13 protein-coding genes are annotated in these 11,023 nt (G+C 70.0%); 5 read left to right on the top strand and 8 right to left on the bottom strand.

What is annotated here, in order from left to right:
• The 3 genes from MFF30_RS07450 to MFF30_RS07440 form a co-directional block, all read left to right on the top strand.
• Positions 1-814 (top strand): efflux RND transporter periplasmic adaptor subunit (locus MFF30_RS07450; protein ID WP_238278305.1); only part of this gene is annotated, 814 nt, incomplete at its 5' end.
• A gap of 51 nt (positions 815-865) precedes the next feature.
• The gene (locus tag MFF30_RS07445; RefSeq protein WP_238278303.1) at positions 866-4,036 is read left to right on the top strand and encodes a multidrug efflux RND transporter permease subunit; all 3,171 of its coding nucleotides are present in this window, start codon (positions 866-868) and stop codon (positions 4,034-4,036) included.
• A gap of 286 nt (positions 4,037-4,322) precedes the next feature.
• Positions 4,323-4,955: a tyrosine-type recombinase/integrase gene (locus MFF30_RS07440; protein ID WP_056088204.1), complete on the top strand. Its 633-nt coding sequence runs from the start codon at positions 4,323-4,325 to the stop codon at positions 4,953-4,955.
• A gap of 297 nt (positions 4,956-5,252) precedes the next feature.
• On the opposite strand, the gene MFF30_RS25940 is transcribed toward MFF30_RS07440, so the two are convergent.
• Complete coding sequence (locus tag MFF30_RS25940; protein ID WP_274533107.1) at positions 5,253-5,387, bottom strand: hypothetical protein; 135 nt, start codon at positions 5,385-5,387, stop codon at positions 5,253-5,255.
• Between MFF30_RS25940 and MFF30_RS07435 the strand changes: the two genes are divergently transcribed.
• On the top strand, positions 5,386-6,639 hold the full coding sequence (locus MFF30_RS07435; RefSeq protein ID WP_056088200.1) for a DUF3829 domain-containing protein: 1,254 nt from the start codon (positions 5,386-5,388) through the stop codon (positions 6,637-6,639). The two genes, MFF30_RS25940 and MFF30_RS07435, sit on opposite strands and share 2 nt — an antisense overlap.
• Before the next feature lie 205 nt (positions 6,640-6,844).
• On the opposite strand, the gene MFF30_RS07430 is transcribed toward MFF30_RS07435, so the two are convergent.
• Positions 6,845-7,438: a hypothetical protein gene (locus tag MFF30_RS07430; protein WP_056088197.1), complete on the bottom strand. Its 594-nt coding sequence runs from the start codon at positions 7,436-7,438 to the stop codon at positions 6,845-6,847.
• Positions 7,435-7,701 carry a hypothetical protein gene (locus MFF30_RS07425; protein ID WP_056088195.1) on the bottom strand — a complete coding sequence of 89 codons (267 nt, stop codon included), beginning with the start codon at positions 7,699-7,701 and terminating at the stop codon, positions 7,435-7,437. The genes MFF30_RS07430 and MFF30_RS07425 overlap by 4 nt, the downstream gene beginning before the upstream one ends.
• 144 nt (positions 7,702-7,845) lie before the next feature.
• Between MFF30_RS07425 and MFF30_RS07420 the strand changes: the two genes are divergently transcribed.
• Positions 7,846-8,244: a hypothetical protein gene (locus tag MFF30_RS07420; protein ID WP_056088193.1), complete on the top strand. Its 399-nt coding sequence runs from the start codon at positions 7,846-7,848 to the stop codon at positions 8,242-8,244.
• A 14-nt stretch (positions 8,245-8,258) separates the two neighbouring features.
• Here MFF30_RS07420 and MFF30_RS07415 read toward each other — a convergent pair whose 3' ends face one another.
• From MFF30_RS07415 to MFF30_RS07395, 5 genes are all read right to left on the bottom strand, one after another.
• Positions 8,259-8,615: a hypothetical protein gene (locus MFF30_RS07415; protein ID WP_056088191.1), complete on the bottom strand. Its 357-nt coding sequence runs from the start codon at positions 8,613-8,615 to the stop codon at positions 8,259-8,261.
• Between the two features lie 257 nt (positions 8,616-8,872).
• Complete coding sequence (locus MFF30_RS07410; protein WP_238278301.1) at positions 8,873-9,388, bottom strand: hypothetical protein; 516 nt, start codon at positions 9,386-9,388, stop codon at positions 8,873-8,875.
• Positions 9,389-9,416: 28 nt separating this feature from the next.
• Positions 9,417-10,070 carry an HD domain-containing protein gene (locus MFF30_RS07405; protein WP_238278299.1) on the bottom strand — a complete coding sequence of 218 codons (654 nt, stop codon included), beginning with the start codon at positions 10,068-10,070 and terminating at the stop codon, positions 9,417-9,419.
• A gap of 10 nt (positions 10,071-10,080) precedes the next feature.
• On the bottom strand, positions 10,081-10,359 hold the full coding sequence (locus tag MFF30_RS07400) for a hypothetical protein (protein ID WP_238278297.1): 279 nt from the start codon (positions 10,357-10,359) through the stop codon (positions 10,081-10,083).
• A 54-nt stretch (positions 10,360-10,413) separates the two neighbouring features.
• Positions 10,414-11,022 carry an SH3 domain-containing protein gene (locus MFF30_RS07395; RefSeq protein WP_238278295.1) on the bottom strand — a complete coding sequence of 203 codons (609 nt, stop codon included), beginning with the start codon at positions 11,020-11,022 and terminating at the stop codon, positions 10,414-10,416.
• Position 11,023: the final 1 nt, after the last annotated feature.

Below are 11,023 nucleotides of genomic sequence, written 5' to 3'. Positions count from 1 at the left end.
CAAGGCGGAGGCGACGCGGGTGCAGGCCCAGCGCCAGTCCGAGCGCACCGAGACCCTGGTCGAGCGGCAGGCCGCCAGCACAGCCCAGAACGACATCGCGGTCGCCACCCTGCGACAGGCCGAGGCCGACGTCGCCAGTACGAAGGCACAACTCGCCCGCGCCCGGATCGACCTCGACTTCGCCACCGTACGGGCTCCCATCGCAGGACGGATTGGGCGTGCCTTGATCACCGAAGGGGCGCTGGTCGGCGGGACCGACGCGACGAAGCTCGCGGTCATCCAGCAGATCGACCCGATCTTCGCCGACTTCAACGCTTCCGCCTCGGACCCGGGCCGGCTCACCGAGCGCGCCGCCGGCAAGGAGGCGACGGAGGTGAGGCTGGTCCGGGCTGACGGCAGCTCATACCCGGATGCGGGCCGCCTGCTATTCACGGATGTCGGCGTCGACCCGGGTACCGGGCAAGTCAGCCTGCGCGCGACTTTCCCGAATCCGAAGGCCGCACTGCTGCCGGGGACCTACGTCCGCGTGCGGGTCCCGCAGGGCATGAAGGCCGACGCCGTCATCGTCCCGGCGCAGGCGATCCAGCGCAGCAGCGCCGGCGAGGCCCAGGCCTACGTCGTCGAAGCCGGAAAGACCGCCTTGCGACCGCTGCGCACCGGCGGGCTCACCGATGCCGGCTGGATCGTCGAGGAGGGGCTCAAGGCCGGGGAGACCGTCGTGGTCGAGGGCTTCCAGAAGATCCAGCCCGGCATGGCCGTCAATCCCGTCGCCTGGACCGGTGGCAGGACGGCCGCCGCCCCCGAACCCCACTGATCGCGGTCGGCATCCTCGACGTCCCGACCCCCCTTGCGCAGGCGCATTCCCATGACCCGGTTCTTCATCGACCGTCCGATTTTCGCCTGGGCGATCTCGCTCTTCATCATGCTGGTGGGCGCGATCTCCATCGCCGTCCTGCCTATCTCGCAGTACCCGGACGTCGCCCCCGTTACGATCCAGGTCACCGCGACCTACCCGGGTGCCCCGCCGGAACGGCTCTACGACGGCGTCACCCGCATCATAGAGGAGGAGCTCAACGGCATCCCGGGGCTGATGTACTTCGAGAGCACCAGCGACACCTCCGGCACGGCCCAGATCATGGCCTCGTTCGCGCCGGGCTCCGACGCCTCCAAGGCCACGGTCGCGGTCCAGAACCGGATCAAGCGCATCGAGGCGCGCCTGCCCCGGGCCGTGACCCAGCAGGGCGTCATCGTCGAGGAGGCGAGCACGAGCTTCCTCCAGTTCGTGGCCTTGAGCTCGCGCGACGGCAAGATGAGCGACACCGACCTCGGTGACCTCGCCGCGCGCCGAGTGGTGGGCGAGTTGCGCCGGGTACCCGGCGTCGGGCGCGCGACCCTGTTCTCATCCGAGAAGGCCCTGCGGATCTGGATCGATCCGGTTAAGCTCGTCGGCCTCAACATGACGCCCGGTGACGTCACGGCGGCGGTCGGCGCCCAGAATGCGCAAATCGCCTCCGGCATCGTCGGGGCGCAGCCGGCCAGGGAAGGCCAGCGCATCGCCGCCAACGTCCTGGTGAAGGGACAGCTGACCACGCCGCGCGAGTTCGGTGAGATCGTCCTGCGCGCCAACATGGACGGATCGTTGGTGCGCCTGCGCGACGTCGCCGAGGTTGAGCTCGCCGGCCAATCCTACACCATGCAGACCCGCCTCGACGGACGCCCGGCCGCCGGCATCGGCATCCAGTTGGCGCCCGGCGGCAACGCATTGGCGACGGCCACCGGCGTGAAGGCCAAGATCGCCCAGCTCGCCAAGACCCTGCCGCCGAACGTCGCCATCACGGTGCCCTACGACACCACGCCCTTCGTCGAGGTCTCGATCCGGCAGGTGCTGACGACGCTCGCCGAGGCGATGGCGCTCGTCTTCGCGGTGATGTTCATCTTCCTCCAGAACGTCCGCTACACCCTGATCCCGACCATCGTAGTGCCGGTGGCCCTGCTCGGCACCTGCGGCGCGCTGCTGCTGGCCGGCTTCTCGATCAACGTGCTGACCATGTTCGGCATGGTGCTGGCCATCGGCATCCTCGTCGACGACGCCATCGTCGTGGTCGAGAACGTCGAGCGCATCATGAACGAGGAGGGCTTGGCCCCGCGGGCGGCGACCGCCAAGGCCATGGGCCAGATCACCGGCGCCATCGTCGGCATCACGCTCGTCCTGATCGCGGTGTTCGTGCCGATGGCGTTCTTCCCCGGCTCGGTCGGGGTGATCTACCGCCAGTTCGCGGTCAGCATGGCGACCTCCATCGCCTTCTCCGCCTTCCTGGCCCTGTCCCTAACCCCGGCGCTCTGCGCCACCCTGCTCAAGCAGGTCGAGGCCGGCCATGCCCATGCCAAGGGTGGTGTCTTCGGTTGGTTCAACCGCCGCTTCGCCGCCGGAACAAACGCCTACCGGTCCGGGGTCGGTGGCATGCTGCGCCGCCCGGTGCGCGCGCTTCTCGTCTACGCCGTGCTCGTCGCCGCGCTCGGCTGGGCCTACGTTCGGATGCCGTCGAGCTTCCTCCCCGTCGAGGACCAGGGATACGTCATCGTCGACGCGCAGACGCCTCCGGAATCCTCCGCCGAACGAACCCTCGACGTCGCCAAGCGGATCGAGGAGCACTTCGCCCGCGAGCCCGGCGTCGACAACCAGATCCTGCTGCTCGGCTTCGGCTTCTCCGGCCAGGGCCAGAACGCGGCGCTCGCCTTCGTCGGATTGAAGCCGTGGCAGGAACGCGGCCCGAACGACGGCGCCGACGCCATCACCGCCCGCGCCAACGCCGTGCTTGGCGCCTTGCCCGACGCCATCGCCATGTCGCTCGCCCCGCCGGCCATCGACTCCCTCGGCAATTCCAGCGGCTTCAGCTTCCGCCTGCAGGACAAGGGGCAGCAGGGCTACCTGGCGCTCGCCGCTGCGCGTGACCAACTGCTGGCTGCCGCCTCGCAGAGCCCGGTCCTCCAGGGCGTTTACGTCGAGGGCCTGCCAACGGCGCCCCAGGTCGAACTGATCCTCGACCGCGAGAAGGCGAACGCCCTCGGCGTCACCTTCGCCGACATCAACGACACGCTCTCGACCAGCCTCGGCTCGGCCTACGTCAACGACTTCCCGAACCAGGCCCGCATGCAGCGGGTCATCGTCCAGGCAGTGGCCGGACAGCGGATGAAGGCTGAGGATCTGCTCGATCTCAACGTGCGCAACGCCAAGGGTCAGATGGTCCCCCTGCAATCGTTCGCGCGGATCGAGTGGACGATGGGCCCGTCGCAGGTGGTGGGCTTCAACGGCTACCCGAGCATCAAGTTCGGCGGCAGCGCGGCGCCAGGCTACGCCAGCGGCGACGCCATGGCCGAGATGGAGCGCCTCGCGTCGAAGCTTGGGTCCGGGTTCGACCACGCCTGGACCGGACAGTCCCTGCAGGAGAAGCTCTCGGGGAGCCAAGCAGTCTACCTGCTGGCCTTGTCGCTGTTCTGCGTCTTCCTCTGCCTCGCGGCGCTCTACGAGAGCTGGTCGATCCCGCTGGCCGTCCTGCTCGTGGTGCCGACCGGCGTGGTCGGCGCCATCTTCGCCATGCTGCTGCGGGACATGCCCAACGACGTCTACTTCAAGGTCGGCCTTATCACGGTGATCGGCCTGACCGCGAAGAACGCCATCCTCATCATCGAGGTGGCCAAGGACCTGGTGGCCCAGGGCCGGTCGGTCGGCGACGCGGCGCTGGAGGCATGCGAGCTGCGCTTCCGCCCCATCGTGATGACCTCGTTCGCCTTCATCCTCGGCGTGGTGCCGCTCGCCGTCGCCACGGGAGCGAGCATGAACAGCCAGCGGGCCATCGGCACCGGCGTGCTCGGCGGCATGATCACGGCGACGGTGCTGGCGGTGTTCGTCACCCCGCTGTTCTACGTGCTGATCGCGTCGGCCTTCCGCGGCAGGCCAAGAGCCACGTCTCCGCGTGCGGCCGATGAAACGCTGAGCTTGCCCTCGAACATCGATATGACGCGCGGCGTTCGCTGACGAGTGACGGATTGCCGGAGGTTTGCCTCCGGCAATCAACGAACCCCACCTTTCGCGCTCCCCACGCAGCTCGGCTACTGATCGGAACGCGCAACACAACGAACGACCGCTTTCAGGCCGGGCCCGACGAGGGAGCAGTGACCGGGTTGGGTCGGACGCAGCAGGGCTGCATTTCAAGTCTGGCAGCTGCGTGGCACACATCCCGAACGTCTAAACGGTAATACGCAGGCTACGTCCGCAGCACCCCTTCTCTCTCTGCCGGCATGGGCCGGTTGGGAGATGAGAGATGGGACATTCAGAGCACGACCCAGCCTTCAAGAGCCGCCGACCGTGGAACGCAGGACGGAAGCTCGGCGCCAAACGCGCGCTCAAACCACAACAGGTTTGGGCCATCCGTTTCTGGCTCGACGGAGAGCGGCGCGTACGCGACCGGGCCATGTTCGACCTCGCCATTGATAGCAAGTTGCGTGGTTGTGACATCGTCAAACTGAAGATCGGCGAGCTTGTCAGCGGCGGGCATGTACGGGCGCGCGTCATCGTCGTTCAGCGAAAGACTGGGTCGCCCGTGCAGTTCGAACTGCTTGAACCAGCACGTACCAGCATTTTGACTTGGTTGGGGTGCCGAGGGGGCGGGCTTGACGATTACGCCTTTCCAAGCCGGATCGACCACGAGGCGCACATAAGCACCCGGCAGTACGCCCGCCTGGTAGATGAATGGGTGACGGGCATAGGGCTACGGCGCGAGGACTACGGCACACATTCTTTACGCCGTACAAAGGCGGCATTGATCTACAAGCGAACCGGCAACTTACGCGCTGTGCAGATTCTGCTTGGGCATACGAAAATCGAGAGCACGGTACGCTACCTTGGCGTGGACGTTGAAGACGCGCTCGCTCTGGCGGAAGCGACCGAAATCTGAAAGCCGGCCTCCTCGGCGGCAACGTTGAGGGGGCCATGCAGGCTCCAAGAATGCAGCGCACCTGAAGCAGTCGTTTACCCCGACATGATGCCGTCCCAGATATAGGCGTTCTCGAACCAACCCAGCCTTTCCGCCCCAGGTGGATTGCGGTCTGTCCGCTGATTGGCGGCAGATCGACAAAGCGGTCATCCAGCATTGCCGATCTACCCCGGGATGAAGAACCCCGGCGGAGACCAGCCAGGCCCACGTAATTATGAGGAAAGGCATCGCCGAGGAGGGTTCGGACCATCTCCTCGGCTACAATCCCGACTTGATCGATGCAACGAGGTCCATGTCGCCATCCGCAATCCCTAGCGTCGTCGTTCCATGACCAAGCGCTTCAACTTCGAGGACCAGAATGCGCAGCACAGCCTCCACGAGAAAGCTCGGCATGTCTCACCGTTCGGCCTGTGCGCTGGCCCTCCTGTGGGGGATCTCGGCCACACCCGTGGTGGCGGTCACGCCGGTGACACCGGTGGGCGTCGAGAGCTGCGACGCCTTCCTGGAAGCCTATGCCCAATGCGCGGCCAGCCCCGGCGTACCGGAAGCCGCTCGCCCCGGCATCCGCCAGGGCATCAACACGATGCGCGAGAGCTTCCGCGACTCGGTCCTGCGCAACGAGGCGGCGCGTCCGACCGTGGCCTATCAGTGCGCCCAGGCCCATGAGGCCGTGCGCAAAAGCTTGGTCGACGCATTCAAATGCGATTTTCCCGCCGCACCCGTGGCCTCCCAGGCCCTGTTGCAGAGCCCGCCGCCACCGCCGGGCTCGGCTCGGGCGACCGCCCGCCCGGCGCCGGCGCAGACGCCCGAGGCTCAGGCGGTGGCAAAGGCCAATGCCTACACCGAGGCCCAAAACCACTTGGTCCGGTCTCATCCCCTGGAGCAGCAGTTGGCCGACTACCGGCGCGACAACGAGCGGGTGCTCAAGCTTGGGACGAAGCTCGGTGCCAACGCCTGGTACCACTTCGGCATCGTGGATTTCGATGGGGTCATCGACGAGTTGGAGAAGGCCGTCGCCTTACCGGGCGTCGTCCCGGAGGTCGATGCTCAAGCCGCCCGGCTGCTGACGGCGCTGCGCGAGGTGAATCCCACCCTGAAGGCGCTCACGCGCTATCAGACCACGCGCGAGTTCAAAGAAGATGGCTTCAAGTTCGCTCGCGAGCAGCACGCGATCCTCGTCCCCCGCGTCGAGGCGGCCGCCAAGGCGATGGACGCCTATGGCACGGCCCTGTTCGAGCGCGAGATCGCCCGGGATGAGCGCCGCCTGGCGGCCCTGCCGGAGGATGCGCCGGCACGGCGCCTCCTGTCCACCAGCCTCACCCTGCGCCGCGCGGTCCGGCGGTTCGAGGCACTGGGACCGAAGGCGGATGTCGCTCCCTTCCTGGCCGCACTCGGCGAGGTCTCGAACGCCAACCGCCACCTCGGCACGGTCCTCGACGGCATGAGTCCGAAGGCGAACTCATCCTGCACCGGCTACACCGACACGGTCGCAAGCGTAATTGGGCATGGCCGGGACGTCGCCCGGGACATTCGCGCCAAGAGTGATCCGAGCCAACCGGCGCAACGCTTCAACGAGACCTACAACCGCTCGGTACGCGATCTAGAATCTTGCCATAAGAATGAGAGTCGGGTGCGTCCAGGCTGAGGTCAGCTGAAGATCGCTGAAGACAGGACTGATGTCTCCTTCAATGTAAATGCTCGTCCTTACGCCTCCGCAAGTCTGCGGGGAGACGAGCAGGCCGATGTCAAGGAGCGTGCGTTCCACGGGTAGCATCGGCGTCTCTTAATGAGGACGGACGGAGAGCGGTCGCTGAACCTTTGCGCGGGATCGCGATCGCGTCGTCCGCTCCTCATCGGGGCCAGTCGAAGTAGCGCCGGGCGGCGCCTCGGCCTTCCGCCAACGGCCTCGTCAGCCGGCCGCGCCGGTCGATCAACCCCCATCGGCCCCCGATCATGGCGGATGGCTGGCGCCCGTCCGAGCGGCAGCCCTGGCAAACCAGGGCCTCGCCGCGGGCGTTGAACGGGAACGACCAGTCGAAATCCGTGGCCAGGACCCGGCGCAGGCGCCGGTCGTGGAACGCGACCTTGCCGGCGTGACGCGCGCGCACCAACCCCTGCGCGAAGGGGTCCGGCCCGTTGTCGAGGGGGAACACCGCCAGCGCCAGCCCGTCGCGGCGCGCCCAGAGCGCGCCGATTCCATCGACGACGATCTCCGTCACCCCGCCCCGGAACGGCATGCGCGCGAGGCGGGCGGGATCGATGCGGACGAAGTCCCCCGCGCGGCGGGCGCAGTGCTCCGTGCGGGCGAAATCCGCGTGGACGTCACGGCAGGCCAGCGGGTAGGCGCCCCCGTCGCGCGCCTGCACGGCCTGCGGCGCGAAGCCGGCCGCAAGCCCCAGGAGGGCGAGCGCACCGAGCGCTCTTCCCCGTGCCCTCGGGCTCACCTGAGGCCCCAGCGCCCGAGCGGGCCGGGCGCGCCCGTGGCGTCGTCCACGAACACGCGCCAGCCGCTGCCGTAGGCGACCTCGCAGACATCCCAGACGAGGCCGGTGTCCGTCCGGGTCGGCACGGCCGTGCCGGTGGTGGCGGTGCCCGTTCCCGCCGCGGCGCGCGCCGCGATCGCCGCCGCCTGCTCGGGCGTGAGGCGGCCCGTCGCGGGGGCAGGCCTGGCGGATCGGGAGAACAGGCGGTCTAGGATAGCCAGCACGGTTCGGGCTCCTCGCATCGGCGAACGAGCATGGGCGTCCGGCCCCGGGATGTCACCCGCCCCGGTGCAGGTTGCGGAGCGGCCGCCCGTCAGCCACACCTCCCGGACCGTATCAGGCGGAAGAACCGCATGTGAGGAACCTGGATGTCCCTGAAGCTCGACCACTCCTCCGTCGAGGAACTCGACTTGGCCCTGCGCCTGTATCGGCGCCTGCTGGTCCGCCTGCTCCTGATCCTCGTCCTGGGCTTTGCCGGGGTGATCGGTCTGGCCAAACTCAGCACGATCCTGTCGCCGCCCTACGGCGTCTACTTCCTCGGGCAGGGCTTGGTGACCTGGGGGCTGCTCGGCCTCCTCGCCCTGCTCTTCGCGGAATTCTGGTGGGAGGGCCGCCAGATCGGCGAGGCCCTCAACCATCCGGGCCTGCTCGATTCCCCTGTCGCCGGGCTGCTGGGCGGCCTCGCCGTGATCGGTGAGCGCGCCGCTGCGATCGGGATGGAGCCCGGCTTCTTCCACGGCCCCCTGCGGCCGATCCGCCGGCGCTGACGGGTCCGTGGCGCTCAGCGCGCCGGCCCCTCGCGCGCGACCAGGCTGTCGCGGTGGACCGCGAGGCTCGCACACGCGCTCGCGAGGGTGACGGCGCAGCCGAGGGCGGGCAGCGTCCAATCCTCCGCCCGCCATAGGGCCGCCGCGAGGCCCGCACCGGCGCCGAGGCAGGCCAGGGACAGGGCGGCCCGCCAGCACCGCACCGCGCGCGGCTCGAACCGCACCAGGCCGTTCGCCCACCAGACCAGGGGCAGCATCGACAGCCAGTAGAGCGGCTGGGCACGGGCGGCGCCGTGCGGTCCCGGCACGAGGCAGGCGGTGACCGAGACGGTGGCGGCGAGGCCCACCACGACGGCGAGCCCGGCCGCCACGTTCGAGGGACGGTCCTTACGCAGCCGCTGCCAGTAGGCCGGGTAGCGGCGGATCAGGGAACTCTCTCCCGGGCCGGTGCCGGACGCTTCCAGGCCGCGAGGCGCGCCAGGACGTAGGCCGGCACGCGGTCGGCCACGGCGAGATTCTCCGGGCGCAGGGAGAAATCGTAGGTGAGGCCGTCGCGGTGGACGAGGTAGGTGCAGGTGGAGACCTCGCGCTTGTCCGAAGTGTCCGAGGCGAGGCAGCCGGGCGGGGCCTAGTCGGCCGGCCGCGCCGCGTGCCGGGACGGGAGGCGGTAGAAGCGCCGATGGTCGACGCCCTCGGAATGGACGAGGCGCTCGCCGCCGGACGGGTCGGGCCGCCACGGCGCGCCCTCGGCGAGCCGCGCATCGAAAATGCCCCATTGCCGGGCGTGGAGGGGTGCGAAGCGGCGCCCGTCCGGGTCGCCGACGACGTGGACCACGAGGTCGGCGGCGAACGGGCCGGCATGGCCGTGGCTGAGGGGGCTGTAGCCGGGGAGGCCCGCCGCGACCTCGGCGGCGGGCAGCATCAGCCAGAGCGAATCCGCCGGTTCCCGGCCGAGCCCCGGGAGCGCGTCGAGCCAGGGCAGGCGGAAATTTCGGGAAAACTCGTAGGTGTGCGGCACGGCGTACGCGGTCCCGGCGAGGCGGTACCGCGTGGTGCCGAACCGGCCCTCCGCCGCGAAGGCCGCGAGCACGAGGGGCAGGCCGAGGAGCGCGACGAGGCGCGCGGCGCGACGCGAGGGACGCATGCGGGACGTTCCTATTCCGTGAGTCCGCCTATTCCGTGGGTCCGGCGCGGAGCCTGGCCGCTTCCGCCGCGAGGTTGGCGCGGGCGGCCGCCTCCAAGCGGTCGTGGAAGAGGTCGGTCTGGTAGAGGCGCGGCCGGGCGAGGAAGCGGTCGAGGATCTGAGCGCGTCCGAGCCGCCACGCCGCCTCGGGAACGGCGGCGTATTCCCGGCGGATCGCCGCCGCGTAGGCCGCGTAGACGGCGCGCGGCGCACCGAGCACGGCGAGATCGAGGTCGAGGAGGAGCCGTGTCGCCGGGTCCGCGCTCGGGCCGTGCGCCGCCGTCGCGTGGATCATCGCGATCGCGGCCCGGACGCGCGCATCCCCGGACGCCGGCCCCGCCTCGGCACGCAGCAGGTCGGCGCTGCGGGCCTCGTTGTCGGCGCGGGCGGTGTCGTAGACGGCGTCGTGGAAGGCGATGGCGAGATCGATGGCATTGCCGTCGACGTCCGCGAAATCGGGATGTGCCCGCACGGAATCGTGCCCCGTGAGCAGCGCCGCGACGTGGGGCCAGCCGTGATAGTGCCGGTCCGCCGCGCCGTAGCCCGCGTCGAGGGCCCGCCACGTCGCCGCGCCGGGCGTGCCGACGGTCCGCGCCCACAGGGCATCGAACCGAGCGCGAAGGGACGCGTCCGTGGCGTCCATCGCACCGGCCTCAGTTCACACGGTGGCAGGTCGAGGTGGTCTCGGCAGCCCCGCGCATCCCGCCCGCCGGCCGCACCTCGCAGACCACGTACTTGCCGCCCCGCTCGAGGGTGAAGCTCGGACCGGAGGCGGAGACGATGCGGTGGCCGCCGTTGAGGAGCGCGCTCATGGGCTCCTCAACCGGCACCCAGGTCGTGGCCGGGCGCGGCGGCACGGCGGGGGCCTGGGCGACGGCCGGGCCGGCCACGAGGATCAGCGGGAGGAAGGTGTGGGACAGCGTTCGGCGCATGGGATCGTCCTGGGGTCGGGGGCGGGCCTTCGGCCCGTTCGGGCGGCGAGGGGGTCAGGGCGTCACCACGGCGAGGTCGGCCGCCGGCAGCCAGCCGATGACCGGGGTCTTCTCGCCCTGGTAGCGCACGCGCACCCAGGCGTCCCGCCGCTCCAGCACCGCGACGGGATCGAGCCGGACGAGGTAGGGCGCCCGGGCCGGAGCCGGGCTGGGTTCCGGCCGGAAAGCCGTGCGCTCGGCCGTCACGAGGCCGACGCCGATCCATCCGTCCGGGACCGCCGCCGCACGCCGCGAGAGCGCGTAGGGGGTCCCCACCATGGTGCCCGTGGTCATCGAACACCCGCCGTGATCCTCCGCGAGGGTCAGCGCGGCGCCGTCCGGGGTGAAGGCGAGGTCCCCCGGAATGCGCTCCGGCTCGTCGGGAAACCACGTCTCGACCTTGGCCCGGTCGCCCGCGAGGGTCCCGCGCAGGAGGAACACGCAGGCGAATTGCGGGCTCCCGGCATCTGCCGCCCCCCGCTGCTCGGCGAAGACCCCCGTCACCGCATCGCCGGAAACCGCCAGGGTCAGGCTGTCGTAGGTGCCGGACCGGGCGGCCGGCTCGGCCGCCGCTGCGCCGCAGGCGGCGAGCAGGGCGGCGAGGCCCAGGGCGGTGCCACGCACC

Source organism: Methylobacterium goesingense, assembly GCF_022179225.1.
GTDB classification, from domain to species: domain Bacteria; phylum Pseudomonadota; class Alphaproteobacteria; order Rhizobiales; family Beijerinckiaceae; genus Methylobacterium; species Methylobacterium goesingense.
The sequence above is the reverse complement of the archived record's forward strand: the minus strand, read 5'-3'. Positions and strand labels throughout refer to the sequence as shown.

Bases quoted from the DNA above. Each gene is read 5' to 3' on its own strand.
- MFF30_RS07445 (WP_238278303.1), top strand. From the start codon at position 866: ATGACCCGGTTCTTCATCGACCGTCCGATTTTCGCCTGGGCGATCTCG.
- MFF30_RS07440 (WP_056088204.1), top strand. From the start codon at position 4,323: ATGGGACATTCAGAGCACGACCCAGCCTTCAAGAGCCGCCGACCGTGG.
- MFF30_RS07435 (WP_056088200.1), top strand. From the start codon at position 5,386: ATGTCTCACCGTTCGGCCTGTGCGCTGGCCCTCCTGTGGGGGATCTCG.
- MFF30_RS25940 (WP_274533107.1), bottom strand. From the start codon at position 5,387: ATGCCGAGCTTTCTCGTGGAGGCTGTGCTGCGCATTCTGGTCCTCGAA.
- MFF30_RS07420 (WP_056088193.1), top strand. From the start codon at position 7,846: ATGTCCCTGAAGCTCGACCACTCCTCCGTCGAGGAACTCGACTTGGCC.
- MFF30_RS07410 (WP_238278301.1), bottom strand. From the start codon at position 9,388: ATGCGTCCCTCGCGTCGCGCCGCGCGCCTCGTCGCGCTCCTCGGCCTG.
- MFF30_RS07405 (WP_238278299.1), bottom strand. From the start codon at position 10,070: ATGGACGCCACGGACGCGTCCCTTCGCGCTCGGTTCGATGCCCTGTGG.
- MFF30_RS07400 (WP_238278297.1), bottom strand. From the start codon at position 10,359: ATGCGCCGAACGCTGTCCCACACCTTCCTCCCGCTGATCCTCGTGGCC.